The 21,452-nt window shown below is 57.7% G+C and carries 26 protein-coding genes; 6 read left to right on the plus strand and 20 right to left on the minus strand.

Annotated elements, in window-relative coordinates; all coding sequences use genetic code 11:
- Positions 1 to 90: 90 nt before the first annotated feature.
- From AC2FJE_RS09910 to hmgA, 3 genes are read right to left on the minus strand one after another with little or no spacing between them, the layout of a single operon-like run.
- Positions 91 to 1,041, minus strand: a complete 951-nt coding sequence (locus AC2FJE_RS09910; RefSeq protein ID WP_496755576.1) for an MBL fold metallo-hydrolase — start codon at positions 1,039 to 1,041, stop codon at positions 91 to 93.
- A gap of 10 nt (positions 1,042 to 1,051) precedes the next feature.
- Complete coding sequence (fahA, locus tag AC2FJE_RS09915) at positions 1,052 to 2,308, minus strand: fumarylacetoacetase (RefSeq protein WP_496755575.1); 1,257 nt, start codon at positions 2,306 to 2,308, stop codon at positions 1,052 to 1,054.
- Between the two features lie 22 nt (positions 2,309 to 2,330).
- A complete protein-coding gene (gene hmgA, locus AC2FJE_RS09920; protein WP_496755574.1) occupies positions 2,331 to 3,686 on the minus strand; it encodes a homogentisate 1,2-dioxygenase in 1,356 nt (451 codons plus the stop codon).
- A gap of 57 nt (positions 3,687 to 3,743) precedes the next feature.
- Here hmgA and AC2FJE_RS09925 point away from each other — a divergent pair, with 57 nt between their 5' ends.
- Complete coding sequence (locus AC2FJE_RS09925; protein ID WP_108861329.1) at positions 3,744 to 4,196, plus strand: MarR family winged helix-turn-helix transcriptional regulator; 453 nt, start codon at positions 3,744 to 3,746, stop codon at positions 4,194 to 4,196.
- A 60-nt stretch (positions 4,197 to 4,256) separates the two neighbouring features.
- Complete coding sequence (locus AC2FJE_RS09930) at positions 4,257 to 5,501, plus strand: adenylate/guanylate cyclase domain-containing protein (protein WP_496755573.1); 1,245 nt, start codon at positions 4,257 to 4,259, stop codon at positions 5,499 to 5,501.
- A gap of 77 nt (positions 5,502 to 5,578) precedes the next feature.
- Here the strand turns inward: AC2FJE_RS09930 and AC2FJE_RS09935 are convergent, their stop codons facing one another.
- Together AC2FJE_RS09935 and AC2FJE_RS09940 are read right to left on the minus strand one after the other, a co-directional pair.
- Positions 5,579 to 7,045 carry a uracil-xanthine permease family protein gene (locus tag AC2FJE_RS09935; protein WP_108861328.1) on the minus strand — a complete coding sequence of 489 codons (1,467 nt, stop codon included), beginning with the start codon at positions 7,043 to 7,045 and terminating at the stop codon, positions 5,579 to 5,581.
- Positions 7,046 to 7,367: 322 nt separating this feature from the next.
- Positions 7,368 to 8,177, minus strand: coding sequence for a division plane positioning ATPase MipZ (locus AC2FJE_RS09940; protein ID WP_496755571.1), 810 nt, complete (start codon positions 8,175 to 8,177; stop codon positions 7,368 to 7,370).
- A 217-nt stretch (positions 8,178 to 8,394) separates the two neighbouring features.
- On the opposite strand from AC2FJE_RS09940, the gene AC2FJE_RS09945 reads away from it, so the two are divergent.
- The 3 genes from AC2FJE_RS09945 to AC2FJE_RS09955 all read left to right on the plus strand — a co-directional run bounded on the left by AC2FJE_RS09945 (position 8,395) and on the right by AC2FJE_RS09955 (position 11,483).
- Complete coding sequence (locus tag AC2FJE_RS09945; protein ID WP_282169940.1) at positions 8,395 to 9,282, plus strand: AEC family transporter; 888 nt, start codon at positions 8,395 to 8,397, stop codon at positions 9,280 to 9,282.
- An 81-nt stretch (positions 9,283 to 9,363) separates the two neighbouring features.
- Entirely contained in the window at positions 9,364 to 10,959 is a 1,596-nt protein-coding gene (locus AC2FJE_RS09950) for an MFS transporter (RefSeq protein ID WP_496760911.1), read from the plus strand.
- 59 nt (positions 10,960 to 11,018) lie between these two features.
- On the plus strand, positions 11,019 to 11,483 hold the full coding sequence (locus tag AC2FJE_RS09955; protein WP_496760912.1) for a GNAT family N-acetyltransferase: 465 nt from the start codon (positions 11,019 to 11,021) through the stop codon (positions 11,481 to 11,483).
- 79 nt (positions 11,484 to 11,562) lie between these two features.
- On the opposite strand, the gene rpmE is transcribed toward AC2FJE_RS09955, so the two are convergent.
- Together rpmE and rplS are read right to left on the minus strand one after the other, a co-directional pair.
- Positions 11,563 to 11,784 (minus strand): 50S ribosomal protein L31, encoded by a 222-nt coding sequence (gene rpmE, locus AC2FJE_RS09960; RefSeq protein ID WP_010437577.1) that lies wholly within the window; start codon positions 11,782 to 11,784, stop codon positions 11,563 to 11,565.
- 11 nt (positions 11,785 to 11,795) lie between these two features.
- Positions 11,796 to 12,179: a 50S ribosomal protein L19 gene (gene rplS, locus AC2FJE_RS09965; protein WP_058273331.1), complete on the minus strand. Its 384-nt coding sequence runs from the start codon at positions 12,177 to 12,179 to the stop codon at positions 11,796 to 11,798.
- A 378-nt stretch (positions 12,180 to 12,557) separates the two neighbouring features.
- Between rplS and AC2FJE_RS09970 the strand changes: the two genes are divergently transcribed.
- A complete protein-coding gene (locus tag AC2FJE_RS09970) occupies positions 12,558 to 13,361 on the plus strand; it encodes a glycoside hydrolase family 25 protein (RefSeq protein WP_109312239.1) in 804 nt (267 codons plus the stop codon).
- Here the strand turns inward: AC2FJE_RS09970 and AC2FJE_RS09975 are convergent.
- From AC2FJE_RS09975 to AC2FJE_RS10035, 13 genes are all read right to left on the minus strand, one after another.
- The gene (locus AC2FJE_RS09975; protein ID WP_282120817.1) at positions 13,358 to 13,783 is read right to left on the minus strand and encodes a hypothetical protein; all 426 of its coding nucleotides are present in this window, start codon (positions 13,781 to 13,783) and stop codon (positions 13,358 to 13,360) included. The genes AC2FJE_RS09970 and AC2FJE_RS09975 overlap by 4 nt on opposite strands.
- 134 nt (positions 13,784 to 13,917) lie before the next feature.
- Positions 13,918 to 14,727, minus strand: coding sequence for a tRNA (guanosine(37)-N1)-methyltransferase TrmD (gene trmD / locus AC2FJE_RS09980; RefSeq protein WP_113791359.1), 810 nt, complete (start codon positions 14,725 to 14,727; stop codon positions 13,918 to 13,920).
- The gene (locus tag AC2FJE_RS09985) at positions 14,724 to 15,539 is read right to left on the minus strand and encodes a hypothetical protein (RefSeq protein WP_282120819.1); all 816 of its coding nucleotides are present in this window, start codon (positions 15,537 to 15,539) and stop codon (positions 14,724 to 14,726) included. The genes trmD and AC2FJE_RS09985 overlap by 4 nt, the downstream gene beginning before the upstream one ends.
- The gene (rimM, locus tag AC2FJE_RS09990; protein ID WP_058278985.1) at positions 15,539 to 16,042 is read right to left on the minus strand and encodes a ribosome maturation factor RimM; all 504 of its coding nucleotides are present in this window, start codon (positions 16,040 to 16,042) and stop codon (positions 15,539 to 15,541) included. Before rimM ends, AC2FJE_RS09985 begins: the two co-directional genes overlap by 1 nt.
- On the minus strand, positions 16,035 to 16,184 hold the full coding sequence (locus AC2FJE_RS09995; protein WP_496755568.1) for a hypothetical protein: 150 nt from the start codon (positions 16,182 to 16,184) through the stop codon (positions 16,035 to 16,037). The genes rimM and AC2FJE_RS09995 overlap by 8 nt, the downstream gene beginning before the upstream one ends.
- 6 nt (positions 16,185 to 16,190) lie before the next feature.
- On the minus strand, positions 16,191 to 16,826 hold the full coding sequence (gene bluB / locus AC2FJE_RS10000; RefSeq protein WP_496760913.1) for a 5,6-dimethylbenzimidazole synthase: 636 nt from the start codon (positions 16,824 to 16,826) through the stop codon (positions 16,191 to 16,193).
- 12 nt (positions 16,827 to 16,838) lie between these two features.
- A complete protein-coding gene (gene rpsP / locus AC2FJE_RS10005) occupies positions 16,839 to 17,228 on the minus strand; it encodes a 30S ribosomal protein S16 (RefSeq protein ID WP_058273326.1) in 390 nt (129 codons plus the stop codon).
- 42 nt (positions 17,229 to 17,270) lie between these two features.
- A complete protein-coding gene (locus AC2FJE_RS10010) occupies positions 17,271 to 17,567 on the minus strand; it encodes a chorismate mutase (RefSeq protein ID WP_058273325.1) in 297 nt (98 codons plus the stop codon).
- Positions 17,564 to 18,115 (minus strand): GNAT family N-acetyltransferase, encoded by a 552-nt coding sequence (locus tag AC2FJE_RS10015; RefSeq protein WP_282169935.1) that lies wholly within the window; start codon positions 18,113 to 18,115, stop codon positions 17,564 to 17,566. The genes AC2FJE_RS10010 and AC2FJE_RS10015 overlap by 4 nt, the downstream gene beginning before the upstream one ends.
- The gene (locus tag AC2FJE_RS10020) at positions 18,112 to 18,657 is read right to left on the minus strand and encodes a GNAT family N-acetyltransferase (protein WP_496755566.1); all 546 of its coding nucleotides are present in this window, start codon (positions 18,655 to 18,657) and stop codon (positions 18,112 to 18,114) included. Before AC2FJE_RS10020 ends, AC2FJE_RS10015 begins: the two co-directional genes overlap by 4 nt.
- Positions 18,654 to 19,211 carry a GNAT family N-acetyltransferase gene (locus AC2FJE_RS10025; RefSeq protein ID WP_496755565.1) on the minus strand — a complete coding sequence of 186 codons (558 nt, stop codon included), beginning with the start codon at positions 19,209 to 19,211 and terminating at the stop codon, positions 18,654 to 18,656. Before AC2FJE_RS10025 ends, AC2FJE_RS10020 begins: the two co-directional genes overlap by 4 nt.
- Complete coding sequence (gene ffh / locus AC2FJE_RS10030; RefSeq protein WP_109312247.1) at positions 19,208 to 20,713, minus strand: signal recognition particle protein; 1,506 nt, start codon at positions 20,711 to 20,713, stop codon at positions 19,208 to 19,210. The genes AC2FJE_RS10025 and ffh overlap by 4 nt, the downstream gene beginning before the upstream one ends.
- A 161-nt stretch (positions 20,714 to 20,874) precedes the next feature.
- On the minus strand, positions 20,875 to 21,393 hold the full coding sequence (locus AC2FJE_RS10035; protein ID WP_109312248.1) for a hypothetical protein: 519 nt from the start codon (positions 21,391 to 21,393) through the stop codon (positions 20,875 to 20,877).
- Positions 21,394 to 21,452: the final 59 nt, after the last annotated feature.

Here is a 21,452-nt window from a genome sequence, read left to right on the forward strand (position 1 = left end):
CTATGGCACGTGTGCGCCAGAAGGCCTTGCCCTAAGTTTCCACCTATTTCCCCTGTGCAAAACGATCTGGATCAAGTTTGCCCGTCTTCTTCAGCCCTGCAGGGCCTCCCACATCTCCAGATCGCGCTGCGCGGTCCAGATACGGGGCGTGTCGATACCGCGTGCTTCGTCATAGGCGCGGGCAACGTTGAAGGGCAGGCAGTGTTCATAGATCGCGTAATCGGAGAATTTCGGATCGCACTCTAAGCGAACTGCATCCCATGCCTCTTTCAGAGATCCGCCACGGGCTGCAACCTTTGCGGCGGGTCGGTAGGTGCTTTCGACGAAGTCGCGTGTGTTCTCGATGGCTGCATTGACCATGTCCTTGCCGACCAGAGCGTCTCCGCGACCCGGTGCGATGGCATCAACGTCGAACCACTTGATTTCATCCAGCGTATCACCCCAATCGCTAAAATGCCCGTCGCCGCAATAGCAGGCCGAGTGGTATTCGACGATGTCACCGGTGAACATGACATTCTGATCGGGTATGTGAATGACGATATCACCTGCGGTGTGTGCGCGGCCCAAATGCATAAGATCGACCCGGCGATTGCCCAGATAAACCGTCATCGTGTCGCTGAATGTGGTGGTGGGCCAGGTCAGGCCGGGGATGCTTTCATGTCCTTCGAACAGGCGGGGGAAACGCTGAAACTCACTGTCCCAGTCCTCTTGCCCGCGTTCAACGACCATGGCGCGCGCCATGTCGGACATGAGGATCTGTTGCGCACCAAAGGCGCTGGCCCCCAAAACGCGGACTGCGTGGTAGTGGGTCAGCGCAACATGCGTGATCGGTTTGTCGGTCACGGATCGCACACATTCGATCACCTTGTTGGCCAGACGCGGGGTCGCCTGCGCCTCGACAATCATGACGCTGTCATCGCCAATGATGACGCCGGAATTTGGATCGCCTTCGGCGGTGAAGGCATAAAGGCCCTCGCCGACCTCGGTGAAAGAGATCTTCTTTTCCGACATGTCCCCCTGGGACGCGAATGCCTTGGCCATGATGAGTTCCTTATCGGGCGTATGGGTTTTCAAGGGCGGGCAGCAGGGTCCCGACACAGTCGCCAAACCCGATGGTGTAACCTTTGCCTTTGGCAGCACCTGTCAGGGTCAGTGTGTCACCGTCCTCGATAAATGTGCGGTTTTCACCGGTATCCAGCGTCAGCGGTTCCTTTCCACCCCAGCTGAGTTCCAGCAGCGAACCCCGCTCTGGTTTTGTTGGACCGGAAATCGTGCCAGACCCAAGCAGATCGCCCGTGTTCATCGGGCAGCCCGAGGTCGAATGGTGTGCCAGTTGTTGGGCGGCCGAGTAGTACATTTCGTTGTAGTTCGTCCGGGCAATGACTGTGGCGCCCTTGCCGTCGGGCTCCATCGTGACCTCAAGATCAATGTCATACAGCATCGGACCGCAGTCTTTGATGTGATCCAATAACTCGAATTCACGCACAGGCGTGTCGCAGCGGAAGGGTTCCAGCGCCGCCTTTGTCACAATCCACGGGCTGATCGAAGTGGCTGTGGCTTTGGCCTGAAACGGCCCCAAGGGTTGATATTCCCAGGCCTGAATGTCGCGTGCGGACCAATCGTTCAGCAGAACATAGCCAAAGATGTTGTCGTCGGCCTCCTGAACCGAGATGGGTCCGTCCGAGGGTGTACCGACAATCGCGCCCATCTCAAGTTCGATGTCAAAACGACGGCTGGGCAGAAAAGCGGGCATGTCATGATCGGGCGACTTGAGCTGACCCCAAGGCCGACGGATATCGGTGCCCGACACGACAACGGAAGAAGCCCGGCCGTTATACCCGATGGGGATATGCAACCAGTTCGGCGGAAGGGCATTTTCCGGTCCGCGGAACATGGTGCCAACGTTTTGCGCGTGGTGACGTCCGGCATAGAAATCGGTGTATTCGCTGACCGCAAAAGGCATGTGCATTTCGGCGTCGATCTGAGCAATAAGCAACGGTTCAACCTGCGCCTGTTCCTCGGCGCCTTCGGCCAACAATGCGGTCAGGCGGTTGCGCAATGCAGCCCAGACGGCAGGACCTTCCTCCATCAGCGGGTTCCAGAAGGGCAGGTCAAAGAGCGGCTCGTCTACCAGTTCGATCAGGCCCCCTGCCTCAGCTGCGGTGACGTCCAGAATCATGTCGCCAATCGCCACGCCGCACCGCGGATCACCGCCTTCGGTTGAGAAAACGCCGTATGGCAGGTTGTTCAGGGGAAACGGGTGATCGGCCTCATTGGCCGAAGCCACCCAGGATTTCATTAATGGCATGTATTCAAACCTCTTTTGGGTGTCACTTTTTGCCCGGTGTGCCGTCGAACTTTTTCTCAAGCGACGTCCAGCAGTCGATGTAATCATCCTGCAGCGGGGCTTCGTTGGCTGCAAATGGTGTCAGATGCTGCGGGAAACGGGTTTCGAACATGAAGGACATCGTGTTGTCCAGCTTGTCTGGCCCGAGGTTCGCGTTTGATGCTTTTTCAAACGCCTCCCGATCCGGGCCATGCGGCAGCATCATGTTGTGCAGACTCATGCCGCCCGGAACAAACCCCTGCGGTTTGGCATCGTACTGGCCGTAAATGTTGCCCATCAACTCGGACATGATGTTCTTGTGATACCAGGGCGGGCGGAACGTATCCTCGGCCACCATCCAGCGTTCGCGGAACAGGACAAAATCGATGTTAGCCGTGCCCGGTTGCCCTGAGGGCGCGGTGAGGACAGTAAAGATCGACGGATCGGGATGGTCGAATAGAATTGCACCGACCGGACAGTAGGTGCGCAGGTCATATTTGTAGGGCGCGTAGTTCCCGTGCCACGCCACCACGTCCAGCGGGCTTTGGCCGATCTTTGTGGTATGGAACTGCCCGCACCATTTGACCGTCACGGTCGAAGGCACCTCGCGGTCTTCAAACGCCGCCACCGGAGCCTTGAAATCGCGTGGGTTGGCCATGCAATTGGCCCCAATTGGACCGCGGCCGGGCAATTCGAACTTCTGGCCGTAGTTCTCGCAGACAAATCCGCGCGCCGGGCCTTCCAGCACCTCGACACGGTACACGAGGCCACGGGGGAGAATGGCGATTTCCTTGGGTTCCAGATCAATGATTCCGAGTTCGGTCGCGAACCGCAGGCGACCTTCCTGTGGCACCACCAACATCTCGGAATCGGCCGAGAAGAAATAGTCATCCTCCATAGAGTCGGTGACCAGATAGATGTGGCTGGCCATGCCCACCTGCGTGTTCACATCCCCCGCCGTTGTCATGGTGCGCATACCGGTGAGCCATGTCAGCCCGTCATCGGAATGAGGCACTGCGTCCCAGCGGTATTGGCCAAGGCTGATCACGTCCGGGTCAACGCAGGGCGCGGATTTCCAATGTGGCAGTTCGATTTTTTCATAACGGTGCGAATGCTTGACCGACGGGCGAATGCGATAGCACCACGTGCGCTCGGGCGGATTGGCTGTAAAGGCCGTGCCGCTAAGCTGTTCACCATAAAGGCCGTAATTGCAACGCTGCGGGCTGTTCATGCCCTGCGGCAGCGCGCCGGGAAGGGCCTCGGTTTCAAAGTCGTTTCCAAAGCCGGGCATATAACCCGCATGCGTGCCAACGGACGTGCCGGCTTGCGTCATTTTGTGCGGATCCGTCGGATGGTTCATCCTGTGTTCCTCCAATTGCTGCTTGTCGAGTAATAGTTGATTTTGTAACTAACAAGCATGACTCAGGACAAATCTGCCAAAAAAGATGACTTTGATCTGCAGGAATTCCTGCCGTACCTGCTGAACCGTGCAGCCGAAGAAAGTTCGCTGGAGTTTCAGCAGGTCTATAAGGACCGTTACGGGATGCTTCGCACCGAATGGCGCGTCTTGTTTCACCTGGGAAATTACGGCGAGATGACTGCGAAAGAAATCGGTGAGCGCGCCAAAATCCACAAAACCAAGGTCAGCCGCGCAGTTTCGAAATTGGAACAGCGCCGATACTTGGCCCGTAATCGCGACACATCCGACCGCCGGGTTGAACAATTGACGCTGACATCCGCAGGTCAGACGGTTTACAGGGACTTGCGCCTGGTGGCCGAGGCCTATGATTCAAAGCTTGCCGGCCTGTTTTCCCGGGACGAAGCAGAACTGTTGCGCAAAATGCTTCGGCGTCTGGCGCATATGAATTGACCACTGGTAATTTACTGCCTCAATTCCCAGATGAAGCCCAGAACAAAAATGGGACAAAACATGACGACCTTGGATGCCGATACGGCAAAATCAAGCGATCTGATCAACTGGCTGGTGGCGCGCGGGCTTGAGGGTGTCGAAAAAGAAGAACTGCTGGAAGAGTACTGCAATCGCCTGGTGGAACTGGGCGTTCCGCTGATGCGATTTCACGCGGCCCAATCGACCCTGCACCCGATTTATGGCGGAACCGGCTATAGCTGGTATTACGGCCAGGGCGGGGAATATCAAAAGTTCGAATACTCTGAACAACCCAGCGATCAATGGCGTGCTAGCCCTCTGTTTGCTGTTCTGAACGAAGGCGAAAGCGTTGTGCACGAACGGTTGGTGGATCAGAACGAACCAAGCCGATTTCCCTTGCTGAATGAACTGCGCGAACATGGCGCCACTGAATATTACGCGACGGGTGTGTCCTTTGACATTCCGACTCACAATCAGCCGAAGGAAGCCAAAAAGGCGGTGAACGGTGTATTGTTGTCCTGGACCTCAAACGCGCCCGAGGGGTTCAAGGACAGCGATCTGGCGTTGATCAATACAGCCCTGCCGCATCTCGGATTGGCTTTGAAATCTGCAAACAACCAGCGGATATCAAAGGACCTGATGCGCGTCTATTTGGGACGCGATGCCGGTCGGCGCGTTTTGTCCGGCGAGATCAGGCGCGGGTCGCTTCAGCAAATCGACGCAGTGATCTGGAACTTTGACCTTGAGGGGTTCACCAGCCTGTCCGAAGAGCTGCCGGGTGATGCGCTTATTGAGATGCTAAACGAGTATCTGGCCGCTGCGATAGACGTGGTCCACAAATGCGATGGAAGCATCCTCAAGTTCATGGGCGACGGGTTGATGGCCATGTTCGATGTAGGCGAGATTGATGCGGACGCGCGTGCGGCATTGGCGGCCGTCGCCGAATTGGAGACATCGATGGCGAAACTGAACGCACAACGTTCTGCCGAAGGCCTGCCTGTGTCGAACTATACGCTGGCGCTGCATGCAGGTGAGATTCTGTACGGCAATATTGGTTCTGAGAACCGCCTGGACTTCACCGTCATCGGCCCGACCGTCAACCAGACCGCGCGGATTGCCGGAATGCACCGGTCACTGGGGCAACGGATCCTGATCTCGGACGATGTGGCAAAGGCTGCACGACCTGCCGCGTCAGAGCTGGTCTCTGTCGGTCGCTATATGCTGCGTGGAGTGCCGGAACCGAAAGAACTGTTTACGGTTTACAAGGCGAATGACGCACGGGATTGAGTTTGCGTTTCGTGGCCGAAATTAATTGCGGCTTGGGCCTATCCATTTGTGAACAGGCCCAAGCAATGGTTTCTGGCTCAGACGTGATCGTCCTTAACCAACGCGCCGCGCCCGTGGCCGGCCATACCGCCAGAGACTTCTTCTGTCGCCTCATCAGCGAGTGTCTCTGGCAGGATCAGGTTAAGCACAATAGCGATAAACGCTGCTGGAAGGATGCCTGACGCGCCCAGAACCCGCAGGGTGTCGGGCAGGTGCTGCAGCGCATTTGCTGATCCGGGCGCCACGTTCATGACCTCGAGTTGAAGCCCCAGACCAATCGACAGCGAAACCGCAAAGATCACCATGTTGCGGCGGTTCCACACAACATCCGACAACATGGATACGCCTGCGGCGACAACCATGCCGAACATGACTATGACGCCGCCGCCCAGCACTTCGATCGGAACCGTTCGGATCAACCCGCCGACCTTGGGCACCAGACCGCATACAATCAGGAAAATGGCACCAATAGTGACCACGTGGCGGCTCATGACGCCGGTCATAGCGATCAGACCGACATTCTGGCTGAACGAGGTGTTCGGGAAGCCGCCAAAGACACCAGCAATGGCAGAGCCGAAACCGTCAGCATATGTGGCGCCCTGTATCTCTTTGTCGGTCGCCTCGCGACCTGCGCCACCTTTGGTGATCCCCGAGACATCGCCGACCGTCTCGACGGCGGACACAAAGGCCATGAGGCAGAAACCGATCACCGCGGCGAACGAGAACTCGAAGCCGTATTTGAAAGGCTGCGGCAGTGCGAAAGCCGCAGAGCGTTCCCACGAGCCTGAGATCACTTCAACGGGCAGCTTCCCAACCAGGAGGCAATAAACATAGCCCACCAAAATACCGACCAGGACAGCCGATACGGAAAGCATGCCACGCGCGAAAAACTTCAGCCCCAAGGTGACAAACACAACGATCAGCGCAGGTGTCCAGCTGGACAATGAGCCATAGCTTTCTGCACCTGAAGCCTTGGCTGGCACGCCTCCGGCTGCGTATTCGATGCCGACCTTCACCAGAGCAAGACCGATCATCGTCACAACCAATCCGGTGACCAAAGGCGGTAGTGCAAAGCGTATCCTGCCGATTACCGTGCCCAACAGGGCATGAAACAATCCGCCGATGATCACGCCCCCGAACAGGGCGGCAAGACCGTCCACGCCTTTTCCGGCAACCAGAGGGATCATGATCGGAATAAAGGCGAAGGATGTACCCTGTACGATCGGAAGCGCCGCGCCAACCGGGCCAAGTGTTACCGTTTGCAACAGCGTGGCAACGCCAGCAAAAAGCATCGACATCTGGATCAGATACAGCAACTCGGGAAAGTCCGGGCTGTTTGAACCAAAACCAAAACCCGCCGCGCCGGCAACGATAATCGCCGGAGTAACGTTCGACACGAACATTGCAAGCACGTGCTGTATCCCCAGCGGTACGGCCCGATAAATGGCTGGAAAATAGTTTGGATCCCGAAGTTGCTCCGGCGTCCCAATGGATGAATCGGTCATGGCTGTCCTCCCGTCAACGCGCGTTTTGGCGTCCTGTCCTTTGATAGCCTGGTGTGGAATTCACATCCTGATCCATTCAAAGTTGTCTATTATTAGATCAAGCAGATAGCTGGGATTATCAAAAATACCAAAAAGGTGTTTTGGATGGTTGTATTTTAGTTAAAGAAACCAATGGCGGTCCAGAGTCAGCCTGAACGCGACACTGAAGCTTCAGGCTGCCGGTATTGTCAAAACTCATTGCCCAAAAGGGCAGGGCGCACACCCGATCTACAATTTTAGCGAGGTATTGTAGCGCTGGGGTTGGAACGTCCAAACGGGGCCGTTAGAAGTCGATCTCAACGCCCGGCAGGTTCAGTTCTTTCATCATGTCGCGCAGCTCTTGCCGTGCAGCGATGTTTGAAATGTTCAGCTGTTTGACCCCAATATCCTTGAGGTCCAGCAAGGTCAGGCCGCGTGGGAAAAGCTCGCGGAATATAACCCGCTCGGAGAAACCCGAAGCGACGCGGAAGCCGATGCGCTGGGACAACATCTCAATCGCGCGCTGCATCTTTTCTTTGTTGACCATGCGCTGGGTGCCGACGCGGTTGCGGACAACCACCCAGTCGATGGGCTTTAATCCTGCCTGCGCGCGCAGTTGGCGCGCGTTCCACACCATTTCCGAATAGACAGACGGGCCCAGGATTTTTTCACCCTTCGAGTCGATCCGTGCCAGCAGGTCAAAGTCGATAAAGCTGTCATTCAGCGGCGTGATCAGCGTATCGGCCAGCGAATGAGCCACCTGACTTAGGCGGGTGTGCGATCCGGGACAATCGATCAGGATGAAATCGCTGTCGCTTTCCAGTTCGGACACCGCGGCGGACAAGCGGTGATCATAGATATTCTCGCCGGGCTTCAGTTTGGACGCATCAATCTCGGGCAGGTCATGATGGCGGGGGCCGGGCAGGGTCAGGTCCTCGTTTTTCAGAAAATTGCCGCGGTTCTCGAAGTACCGACCAAGGCTGCGCTGTCGAAGATCAAGGTCCAGTGTGCTGACCTTGTGACCCAATCGCGCCAGTGCGGTCGCTACATGCATCGACACGGTCGATTTGCCTGCGCCGCCCTTCTCGTTCCCCACTACGATAATATGTGCCATGCTTGTATTCCCACGTCCCGCCGTGCTTAACCACACGTTGTTACCGACCACTATATGTTGTGGAGGCCGGGAAGGGAAGAACCCCAAGCGCCCGCGCAGAGCAATATCAGGCTCTAATTTGGAAAACTCAACCGGCTGGGTCGGTTAGGACCCGCGCTTGCCAAAGCGAATAGGCTGTTTCACAGTTCAAATCAGGGTTTTGCAATAGGGGAACCGGTTGGACCATCTGTTTTTGAACGTTTTGAACGTGGTTCTGCCGGTGCTGATCTGCGCCGGAATCGGCTATGCCCTTGCCGCGATCAAGGCACCGTTCGACAACAAAGTTATCGGTGGGATCGTTTCGCGCGTTGGGTACCCGACGCTGATCATTTCGCACCTGTCCACAACCAAGATCGCGGTAGGCACCTTTCTGGACGTCATGATGGCCGCAGCGCTGGCCATTGCTGGGTTCGGAGTGTTGGGGTTCCTGGCACTGAAAACCATGCGTCTGCCGGTTCGGGCCTTTTTGACGCCGCTGATGCATGGGAACGTGGGCAATATCGGGTTGCCTATCGCCTTGCTTGCGTTGGGTGATGCGGGAATGGCCTATACAATGGGATTTGTCGTGGTGGTGCTGATCAGCATTTTCACCGTCGGCATGTGGATCCCGGCGGGGGAGTTTTCACCCAGAAAGCTCGTCACGTCCCCGATCATTTATGCAGTGATCCTATCCCTGATCCTTATGGCGAGCGGATCAAGCTTGCCTCAACCGCTGGCAAAATCCTTCGACATTCTTGGGGGGCTGTCGATCCCACTTATGCTGCTGACATTGGGCCATACGCTGGCGACGTTGCGGATCAAAAGCCTGGGCCGGGCGGTGCTGTTGACCGTTCTGCATCTGGTCATGGCGATTGCAATCGCCAGCGCTTTGGTATGGGTTTTTGGTTTCACCGGGGCTGAGCGCGGCGCGGTGATCCTGTGTTGCCTGATGCCGTCCTCGGTTGCGACTTACCTATTCATTGACCAGCACGTACCGGAATACGGGCCGGATGTTGCTGGTTTCATTCTTGTGTCGACGCTGGTCACGATCATCGTCCTGCCGGTGGCTCTGTCTTACTGGATCTAAAGCCGACCCTATGCGCAGCGACAAAAAACGCTAAACTGCTGATGAATTGCATTTAAGAACAATGAGTTTTGGGGTGGAATTATGACCGACAAGACGCCTTCTGACCCAACGCACGAGGGGGGTGCCCGCGTTGTGCTGGCGATGACGGCTATCTGTATGATGGTTGTTGGGTTTAACACAACGGCTGTTGCGACCATCCTGCCCAACCTCAAGGCCGAGTTCGATTTGACGCCATCCGGTCTGCAATGGGTGATGGCAACCTATACCGTGGCCAGCGCCACGCTGGTCACAATAGTCAGCCGGTTGGGCGATATCACCGGCAAGATGGGCGTGTTCTTCGCTGGTATGATTGTCTTCGGAATTGGGTCCGCCTCGGTCCTGTTTGCGCAAGACGGCGCGATGCTTCTGTTTGGGCGTGGGGCGCAGGGTGCGGGTGCTGCGGCCCTGTTTGGAACATCTCTGTCATTGCTCACCGCCGCCACACCCGAAGAACAGCGTGCAGGTGTTACCGGCGCATGGGGTGCAATTGTCGGACTTGCCATTGGCGTCGGCCCGATCGTCGGCGGTGCCTTTGCCCACTATATCAGCTGGCGTGCGGTGTTTGCGACCGATCTGGTGTTGCTGGTGTTCGCCTTCCTGATTGGGCTGCATGTTAGCCGACGCGGTTACGTGCCGGACACGCGTCAGGCCGGGGCCAAGTTTGATTATCCGGGCGCTTTTGCGTTGCTGTTGTTCCTTGGCCCGCTGTCCTTTGCGCTCAGCAATGGGGAAAGCAGCGGGTGGGCAACGCCGATGACATTGATGCCGCTGGGTGTTGCGGCGGTTGCGACAATCATCCTTGTTATCGTGTCTCGCCGCAGCGACGATCCGTTGATCGAACTGCGATACTTCAAGCATCCGCGTTATTTCATGGCCGCCGTTGGCATGTTCTTCACCGGCTTCACGCTGTTCTGTTTCTTTGTGTATTTCAACACGTTCGTTCAAACCCCGGATGCCTTCGGTTATTCGCCCATCGGCGCAGGTTTGGCGATCATGCCGCTTAGCCTCAGCATGTTCGTGATCTCGGTCACCGCACCCCGGTTTCTGGCGCCCTACAGCTTTCAATGGCCTATCGCGATCGGCTTGGGGGCGATGGCCTGTGGGTTCTTGCTGTTGATGACAACTTCGAACTCCACCCAATATGCTGAGATTTGGTGGAAGCTGATGATCGTCGGCATTGGATTAGGTATCTGTTTTTCACTGTTACCCCGGCTCGGTCTGCGCGTGTTGCCAGAAGAGCATGTGGGGCAGGGGTCCGGGGTGATTAACGCCTGCCTGTATTTTGGCGCGACACTAGGAGCCGTGGTCGGAGGTTTGGCCGAAGCGATAACGACCCGCAGAGGTATTTCCGAGGTCATGAGTGCTTTGCCCGCCGGGTCCGCCCAGCGAGATGATCTGGCCCATGCCCTGACCCATGGGACGCCGAGCCAAATCCAGCAACTGATCGCTAAAATGGATCCTGAAACTAGTAGTGCTTTGGCCAAGGCCCTTCGGGACTTGCAGGACAACGCCTTCGACAGCGCGATGCTTGTTGCTGCGGTGGGGGCTCTAGTCGGGATGGCTTTGGCGCTGATGTTGCTTCGGGGCCCGGTTCCGCCCGCACACAGCGCAGCCGAGCTGACGCGTGCGAAGAGTTGAGTGCGCTTCAACCGTTCGGAATTCTTCTACTGGAAATCTGGCTGTGATAGTAGGTCTCCATGGTTGAGTTTGCGTTACTCTCTCAAAAAACCTTGCGCCCTTTGGCGGCATTGTCTGTGCGCGACGATCAGGCAGGGTTTGTCGCGACAAATCTAATGACGATGGCGCAGTCGATTTTCGAACCGGGGTCAGAAATCTATGGCATTTGGGATGGCGGCGATGCGGTGGGTTTGCTTGCCATTATCGACATGGCACATCCCGACGCAGATTTGGATGACGGGGATGACCCGGATGGCGTCTATATCTGGCGGCTGATGGTCGACAAATCTCGTCAGGGCCGGGGCTATGGAATGGCCGCATTGGATTTTGCAAAATCCGTGGCTTTGAAAAAGGGTCGCTCTAATCTGGTGATCAGCGTCGTCGACGAACCCGGCAGTGCGCTATCGCTTTATCAATCGTTCGGGTTTGCGCCGACTGGCCGGCTTGTCGATGGAGAGGTCGAGTTGATCATGCGGCTGGCTTAGCCACTTATTTTTGGCAACGTTCTACCCACAAAAAAGGCCGCCCCGGTGGGCGGCCTTTCGCATCTCAATCGGGTCTGGCTTAGAAGCCCAGACCTTCGTATTTCTTCTTGAACTTCGACACACGGCCGCCGGCGTCCAACAGGCGCGACGAACCACCGGTCCATGCAGGGTGCACAGAGGGGTCGATTTCCAGAGCCAGCTGATCGCCTTCGGCGCCCCAGGTTGATTTCATCTGAACTACGGTGCCATCGGTCATTTTGACGTCGATGACGTGATAATCGGGATGGATGTCTTTTTTCATCTTTCCGTTCCTTACGCTTCGGCGCCAGCCTTGGGCTTGTAGTTGGTGACTTCTGCGATACGCGCGGATTTACCACGGCGCGAGCGCAGATAGTACAATTTGGCGCGACGAACGCGGCCACGGCGGACAACGGTGATGCTGTCGATGTTGGTCGAATACAGCGGAAACACACGCTCCACGCCTTCGCCAAACGAAATTTTGCGAACGGTGAAAGCACCGGCGATGGTGTTGCCGCCTTTGCGGGCGATGCAGACGCCTTCGTAGTTCTGTACACGGGTGCGCGACCCTTCGGTCACTTTAAAGCCGACACGGATGGTGTCACCGGCTTTGAAATCGGGGATGTCTTTCCCCAGGGCGGCAATCTGTTCCGCCTCAAGCTGTGCGATCAGGTCCATCGCATTTCTCCTATCTGCTCGTGGTTGGTCCACGAAGTTGAGCACGGCCTGAGAGCTCTTGGTCTTCACCGGGTCCTGTGTACAGCCCGCCAGAGGTCAGATCGAATATTCCTTTGGTCCGGTTCGCCCTGCCGCGCCGTGGCCGAAGAAAGCCGGGCGTCACGCCATGATGCAAACCAAAACACCGGAGTCGCATGTCGCGGCACCGGATTGCGCTGCTTTACGGGCTTTGTGGGCAGGGATCAAGCCTGAATCGCAAGAATGGTCAGGGCCAGATGGTAAGATTTCGCCACCGGCCAACAACACCGTTGCCTTGTCAGGCAGATCAGGCATTCTAGAGGGAATTATAAGAGCAGAAATTTAGAACAGGAACATACCATGCGCACAGCATTGATGCTGGCTGTTTTGGCCTTCGCGACCCTGTCCTGCGGTCGCAGCAGCCCTCCGCCCCAACAGGTCGAAGCTAAGGCATTTCTGAGCACCACGTCGCCCTCGGTCATTTTTCCAAGCTTTGGGGATGCCAAGCCGCACGAGTGGGAAGGCCGGCATCCGGGGCATTATCCGGTTCACGGGCTCGATGTTTCTCGATGGCAGGGTCCCATTGATTGGCGCAGGGCAAAGTCATCCGGTGTCAGTTTCGTATTCATCAAGGCGACCGAGGGGGGCGACGTGGCCGATCCTTTGTTCGACGACCACCGGCGAGGCGCGCAAGCCGCGGGCGTTCCCTGGGGGGCTTATCACTACTACTATTTCTGCCGACCGGCGCATGAGCAGGCGAAATGGTTCATCGAGAACGTGCCCAGAGGTGCCGACCTGCCGCATGTGCTGGACATGGAATGGACGCCACATTCCAAGACCTGCACCATCAGGCCCGATGGTGCGACCGTCCGGTCCGAGGCGAAGCGGTTCCTTGATATTCTGGAAAGCCACTATGGCCGCCGCCCGATCGTCTATACGACCGTGGATTTCTACGGTGACACCGATATCGCCCGCCTGCCGAAGACGGAATTCTGGCTGCGGTCGGTCGCCGGGCACCCGCGCAACGTTTACCCCAAGGCCGCATGGCGATTTTGGCAGTATACCGGTACGGGGCTGGTCCCCGGCGTTCAGGGGAAAGTGGACATCAACACATTCAACGGCCCGCCTGAGATATGGGCCAGATGGAAGGCGGGGGGCGCTTAGCCGCTTGGTGCCCCATAAGTTTCAATGGTTCCTCCGGCCACAAGGTGATCCAGACGGCGTACCCGTTCTTGGCCAGATGTGTGATGCAGCCAGAACCGCTCTCCATCAGTCAGTTCGCGTCGCTCGAAGCCAAGTTCGGTCATGCAGCGGTGCACCTGGTCAATTTCACCCTGTGAGCGAAGCTTATCGTCGAAGGGCGCCGTAACGATGGGGCCCAGGATCACGCCCCACAGCAGGATATTCGTGGCGTATCCACCAATCACCGCGCTGTTGCCCCCAATATCTTCCTCGGCGGCGCATGATTGCACGGCGACCTTTGCGGAGTGCAGGTTATGGCCCGCCTGAGTGGGCACTGCCATCTCAAGAGGCTTGGTTGTGCAAGCTGAAAGGGCAAGCACAGCTAAGCATATGATTTTTTTCATTTAGCAGCCTGTTATGCGTTGAATTGAAATCGCATTTTGCAATATCTGAAAGATGAGTATTTTTTCAGAACATCAGCTTCAAGTGGTGTTCGCTAAATACAGGAACGTGCTGCATACAAGCCACACTCGGGGTATCAATCCTGTGTGTCGTCCCCGGATTCCTCGTAGCGTTCCCACAGATCAGGGCGTCGCTTGCGGGTGATCTCTTCAGACATCTGGTGCCGCCATTCGGCAATGCGCCCGTGATGACCAGACATCAGAATGTCGGGGATCGGGCGGCCTTTCCAATCTGCGGGTCGGGTGTATTGCGGGTGCTCTAAAAGACCCGAGGAAAAGCTTTCGTCTTCGGCTGAGGCCTGGTTGCCCAATACGCCGGGAATCAACCGCACAGTTGAGTCAATCAGCGCCTGGGCTGCGATCTCGCCGCCGGTCATCACGAAATCCCCAAGGCTGACTTCCTGAACGCCGTAATGTTCCAACACGCGTTCATCGACGCCTTCGAACCGACCGCAGAGCAAGGTCATGCCGTCGCAGCGTGCGAGGTTTTGCATCATACGTTGATCCATGCGGCGACCGCGCGGGCTGAGGTAGATCAATGGCCAGTTGCCCTGCACGCCAGCCATTGTGTGTTCGATTGCCTCACCCAGCACGTCTGCGCGCAACACCATACCCGCGCCGCCGCCAGCCGGCGTGTCATCGACATTGCGATGTTTGCCAACGCCGAACTGGCGCAGATCCACGGTCTCTAATTGCCACAACCCTTCTTGCAAGGCTTTGCCCGTCAAGCTTTCGCCGAGAACGCCGGGAAAGGCGGAAGGGAACAGGGTGATGATTTTTGCCTTCCAGACCCCGTGCAGATCAGGGGTCGGAGTCATCAATTCACGCGGCTTCAGCGTGGGTCGGATTGCCTTGCGTCCGTGAGATTTGCTTGGCTTGTCTGTCATATTGTGCCGACCATCGCGTTCTTTGCCCGCTCTACTACCAGCGCTTTTTGCCGGGTCAACTCCGCTTCGTCCAGATGGGATCGGTTCAGCGTCAGCAATTCCGCCAACACGCTTTCCGGTAGCCTGCTGTTAGATTTTGTGGGCGGCACCAAAAGCTGCGCTTTTTCCCGAGGCAAGTTCAGGAATTCGGCAAAAGGCGTACCGGGACCAAAGCGTCGCAAATGCGTCTCTTCCAACCACTCTTCGGTCACAGTGACCGACGGCAGTTTCTTGCGAATGTCCGAGACCGTTTCCTCTAGCGGGGGCAGGTGATCCATGTTCGCGCGGAAGATGTCGAAATCCTGGACCTCGCGGGTTCTCTGAAGATCGTGTGCCCAAAGGCTGCGCAACCACGCTCCGCGCTGCCGCAGGGACAGGTAGATCGTGATATCGACCTCCTGATCTTCGAACCGATCGCGGATGGCATCCACCAGACAGGCGGCCAGATCCGGTGCGGCGGCATATCCCTGTTCGATATTGCGGCTGGGACGCAGGCCGCTGAAATTCTCTTCGCTGACGATCAGGCCGCGTTTCGTGCCGAAGTTCCGCGTGGCCAGATACTCTCGGGTCTGCGAGCTGAATTCGGACAGCGTTCCCACGGTTCCATAGATGGAATGGCGGGTCGCGGCACCTGACAGCCCCAATTTGCGCGTCTTGTAAGGCAGCAACAGCGCAAAATGTGGCCAGATCAATTCGCGGTTTTCATACAGAAATGATTGTGCTGCAGTGGTTCCGGTCTTGTGTAGCCCCAGATGCAGCAGAACGCGTCGCATCAGATCAGCCCCTCGGGCGGGTCTGCGATGATGCGGCCTTTGTCCAGATCCACAGTTGGAACAACCTCAAGAGTGAAGGGCAGAAAAACGGTGCCTTTCAACCCCGGCCCGTGCAGTTCCAGCAGATCTGCGGCGCCGTGGTTTTGTACCGACTTCACACGACCCAGCAGCGTTCCGCCGGTGTCGTAGACCTCAAGCTCGATCAGGTCGGTGTGATAGAATTCATCATCAGGCAAGGACGGCAGCTGATCACGCCGCGCGAATAGGCGGAGGCCGTTGATGGCGTCTGCCTGTTCTTTGGTCTCGATCCCACCCAAACGCGCCGCAAAGCCGTTTTTGATTGGGCGGGTCAGGACCAGCGGATAGCGTTCCTTGCCGTCTTCATCAGTTAGGGGCGAATAGGTCTCGATGTCCTCTGGGATGGCGCAAAAACTTTTCAGCCGCACTTCGCCGCGCACGCCGTAAGACCCCGCAACGCTGCCCACGCAGATCAGATCAGTCATTTGGCACTTCCGTCGTTACACATAATCCGTCCTGCCAGTCTCCAAGCGGGGCACATGCCTCGCGTTGGTTATTGCGCTCAAAGAACACGCCCACAATAAAAGCGATCAGCAACAGGATGGGAAGCCGTATCAGTCCGAACATCTGGCTTTACCGCGTTTCGATATGCAACCGGGCGCTGCGCTGTTCCCAGCCGGCACGCTCAAGTTCGGGTCTTTCAGACATTTCTTCCGGCCAGCCCACACAATAGTAGCCGACCAGAGACCAATCGTCAGGCACAGCCAGATCGCGTTTCATCTGTTCTGGATCAAGGATTGAGACCCAGCCCAGACCCAATCCCTCGGCCCGCAAGGCGAGCCAGAACAAGGTGATCGCGGCGACGACAGAGTAGCGGCGCATCTCGGGCATCGTGCCCGCGCCCAGCCCCAGACCTTTGTTGGTCGTCTCATCAGAGAACACAGCCAGCTGAACAGGCGCTTCCTGCATGCCGGACAGCTTTAGGCGGCTGTATTTCAGCGCCTTGTCGCCCGAATAGCCTGCAAGGGCCTTTTCATTGGCGTGTTGGAAATTCTCTAGCGCTGCGGCACGCGCCGCTACGCTTTCGACGCGAATGACGCGCCAGGGTTCGCTCAGCCCCACGGAAGGGGCCAGATGAAATGTGTCGAGGCAGCGCGTCAGCACCGCCTCGTCCACGGAATCGGTGCGAAACCGGCGCACATCGCGCCGGAGCCGCATCAGCAGTTCAAACTGCGTGCGAAAATCGTCGGTGAAATCCTGATCCTGCACGCGCTGACCTGCTTACTCTTCTGCCGCTGCTTCTTCAGCCGGAGCAGCAGCTGCCTCGGCGGCTTCAGCAACCTTTGCAGCTTTCTCTTCTGCGCGTTCCTGAGCTTTCTTGCCCGGGGTACCCTTGTTGGGGTTGTTGCGCTCGGCCTTGTTAAGGGTGCCGGCAGCTTCCAGCATGCGTGCAATACGGTCGGTGGGTTGTGCGCCCTGATCCAGCCAGTACTGAATGCGCTCCATGTTCATTTTTACGCGCTCTTCGCTGTCTTTCGGCAGCAGCGGGTTGTAGGTGCCGAGCTTTTCGATGAAGCGGCCATCGCGGGGCATACGGCTGTCAGCCGCTACGATGCGATAGAAAGGGCGCTTTTTTGAGCCGCCGCGGGCGAGACGAATTTTCATTGCCATGGTGGTATCTCCTTTGAATGGCGTATCCGGTGATTCACCGGTTTAGTTCTGGTGTTTCTTGTGGTGTCGGATGACTTCCTGAATGATGAAATTCAGGAAAGCCTTGGCGAAATCTGGGTCCAGATGGGCCTTGTCCGCCAGGTCTTCTAACCGTGCGATCTGCGCGGACTCGCGCGAGGGATCGGACGGGGGAAGGTCGTGTTCGGCCTTGAGCTTGCCAACGGCCTGGGTGTGCTTGAACCGCTCGCCCAGCGTGTAGACGAGGATCGCGTCCAGCCGGTCGATGCTTTCGCGATGCTCTTTCAGCAACGTCGCAGCCCGAGTCACAGGGTTGTTCATTGGCCGGTCCTTTCGGTGGTCAAAGCAGTGTCAGAGAATTCGAATTTCGGGTGCCGCCAAACCTGACAGCGTTGACCCACAACCTCGCCCTCGCGTTCATAGGTGGCGCCAAGACGTTCGGCCAATGCGCGCGAGCGGTTGTTTTCATGGGCGATGTACGAAATCGGGCCATTCACCCCCTGGTGTTGGGCGGCATAAGCGCGGGCAGCCATCGCGGCCTCGAACGCAATTCCTTTGCCTTCGAAACCATCAAAAATGACCCAGCCCAATTCGGGCTCATCCCAGCCCGGCGCGTTGATGATGCCGGTCCAGCCTGCAAAGGCGCCGCTGGCCTTTTCGACGATGTGCCAACCACCGTAACCCATAATGGCCCAATGCCCGAACCGGCCCAAAAGGGACCGCCATGCTTCCAGTGGCGTTTTGGGGCCACCGACCATGCGGCTGCGGTCCGACGCGAAGAAGGTTGTCATCGCGGGCAGGTCACCCTTTTGCGGAGCCCGCAGGATCAGGTTTTTGGTTTCTACGGTGGGGATGGTGTACGAGGTCATGCGTAGGCCTCGATCCCGCCATTCACCAGATCGGCCGGGGCAGGGTGCCGCCAGACCTGCATTGTACCGAAACCCGGGTGTTCGTAGGTATAATCAAACTGCGCGCCCAGCCTTTCGGCCACGGCCTTGCTGCCCAGATTCTCCGGGTCGATCAGCGAAATTGCCGTTTCCCAACCCAGCACATCATAGGCATGCGCGCGCGCGGCCAGCGCGGCCTCGGTCGCGTAACCTTTACCAGTTGCGTTATTCATCAACGTCCAGCCGATTTCAGGTTCGGGCCAGCTGTGCGGGCACCACAGGCCGACATGGCCGACATAGGAGCCTGTGCCCTTTTCCTCGACGCCCCAGAACCCGTAACCGCGCATGGCCCAGTGACCCAGCAGCATGGCAATGGCGCGCCATGTTTCATCAGGGCGCAGGGGGCCGCCGACGAATTTCGACGCATCGCTGGCAAAGAACTCGGCCTCGGCCTCGAAGTCCGCTTCGCAAGGGGCCCGCATGATCAGGCGTTCGGTTTCCAACCTGGGGATCGACGGTGTCATGCCTGCACCTCGCCATAGCGCCAGACACGCTGATCTGCGTCAAAGGCGCTCTCGGCCGCTGCGTCCCTGGATGCGCCAAGGCGTTGCGCCAACGCATTCGAACGCGTGTTCGACCGCGAGACATAACTGACGAACTGGCCCGATCCGAGCAGGTCGAAACCGAAGTCACGTACGGCCGCGCAGGCCTCAGTCGCGTAGCCTTGCTTGCGGTGCTCGGCGCTGAACATATAGCCAAGCTCGGGTTCGCGATCATCCCATTCCAACCCCAGAAAAACGAAACCAGCGATCTGATCATCGTTCTTCAGGGTCACCGTGAACAGGCCATGCCCATGCAGAAGCCACCCGGAGGTATAGTAGGAAAACTCGGTCCAAGCCTCCTGTTCGGAACTGCCAAAGCTCTCGCCGCAAACTGTGGACCAAACAGGCAAGTCATCCAGAGTGGGTGCACGCAGAACCAGCCGCCGGGTCTGAATGACCGGCAGGGCCGCGCGATATTGCGCTGCTGCCATCGCCGCCTTTCCGGACGGGGGCTGGGTGCAGCGTGCTGTTGTCACTTTTTCTTTCCGAAACCGCTCAGACCCGGGGGCAGGGCCATGCCGCCACCCATTCCAGGCATACCGGGCATCTTGCCGCCCATCGCTTTGGCCGCCTGTTCCAGCGCCTTGGGGTCCATGCCTGCGGCCATGTCTTCAGGCGAGGGGCCACCTTTACCGAACATGCCTTTCATGGCCTGTTTCAGCATCTTGCCTTTGCCCATCTTGCCCATCTTCTTCATCATGTCCGACATCTGCCGGTGCATCTTTAGCAGCTTGTTGAGGTCACTGACTTCCATGCCGGAACCCGCCGCGATGCGTTTCTTGCGGCTGGCTTGCAGAAGTTGCGGGTTGGCACGTTCGCGTTTGGTCATGGACTGGATCAGGGCGATCTGGCGCTTGAGCACCTTGTCGTCCATGCCCGCCTCTTCGACCTGCTTGGCCATTTTGCCCATGCCGGGCATCATGCCCATCATGCCCTGCATGCCGCCCATCTGGATCATCTGTTCCAGCTGCATCTTCAGGTCGTTCATGTTGAACTGACCTTTGACCATGCGCTTCATCATGCGCTCGGTCTGTTCCATCTCCATCGTTTCCTGGGCTTTTTCGACCAGGGCAACGATGTCGCCCATGCCCAGAATACGACCGGCGATCCGGTCCGGCTCAAAGGTTTCGAGCGCGTCCATCTTCTCGCCCAAACCGACAAAGCGGATCGGCTTGCCGGTGACCGCACGCATAGACAGCGCCGCGCCGCCGCGCCCGTCACCGTCCATTCGGGTCAGGACGACGCCCGAGATTCCGACCTTGGCTTCGAATTCCTCGGCCACTTCAACGGCGACCTGACCGGTCAGGCCGTCGACCACCAGCAGGGTCTCGCGCGGATCAACAACGTTACGAACCTGCTCGACCTCGTTCATCAGCACTTCGTCGATGTGCAAACGGCCAGCAGTATCCAACATATAGACGTCATAGCCACCCAACGTTGCCTGTTGCTTGGCACGTTTGGCGATGTCGACGGGTTTCTGGCCAGGAACGATCGGCAGGGTATCGACGCCGACCTGCGTGCCCAGAACGGCCAGCTGATCCATCGCCGCCGGGCGATAAACGTCCAGCGAGGCCATAAGGACCTTCTTGCCCTCTTTCTCTTTCAGGCGTTTGGCCAGCTTACCGGTCGTGGTCGTTTTGCCTGAACCCTGCAGGCCGACCATCAGGATCGGAGCAGGCGGGTTATCGATTTTCAGAGCGCCGGGGTCTTCCTCGCCGCGCAAGGTGTCCACCATCGCGTCATGCACGATCTTGACGACCTGCTGTCCGGGGGTGATTGATTTGGTCACCGCCTGACCGGTGGCCTGATCCTGCACTTTCTTGACGAATTCACGGGCAACCGGCAACGAGACGTCAGCCTCAAGCAGCGCAACCCGAACCTCACGCAGAGCGGTTTTGACGTCCTCTTCGGACAGGGCACCCTGTTTGGTCAGCCGGTCAAAGACGCCAGAGAGGCGTTCGGATAGATTTTCAAACATGCCTTCGGCCTCCTATGCCGGTTATCTCGTGGCGTGCCCTAGATAGGATGCGCCGGTTAAATGCACAAACGCCCCCACGGGCGTAACACGCTGGTGGGGGGCGATCCCTGAACGACTCAAGGGACCGGAAGATCAGACGCTTCCGGATGTTTGACGGCGACTTAGGCCGATTGGCTGTCCGAGTCAACCTCTCGCGCGGGTAGCCAGCTGTTGACCGCATCAACCATCCGCTTTGCGCCGCGCCCGCTGACATAGGCTTCGACGATCGGGTGACGACCAGCACTCATGCCTTTTTCAAGGATCAGAACGGGCCGATGCATCTTGGACGTGGTCCTGTCGCGGGTCGAGGTGGTCGTTTCCACCTCAGCATGGGACAGGTTCGACAACTCATGTTCTACAGCGTCATATCCAAAGATCGATTGGCGACGGATCAAGATGCTATTGCTGCTGCGGTCAATTATGACCTGTACGCGGCGCACAAAGACGCAGAATGCGCCAAAACCCAACCCGCCACCGAACAGAGCAAAGAAGATGCCGAACAATATGCCCTCGCCACCGTCGCTGACCATGAATAAACCAGCCCCAACAAAACAGAGTACAAAGAGCACCAACGTGATGCCGATGAACCACGGCGTGTTGGTCAGGATCAGTTGGTTCGGGGTGTTGCGCGTCACTTTCATGGCGGCACGCTAACACTGAATTTTGGCACTGTCGTGGCTTGAATTCATCCTCGTGTTGC

The organism is Ruegeria sp. CDSC002 (genome assembly GCF_059610905.1).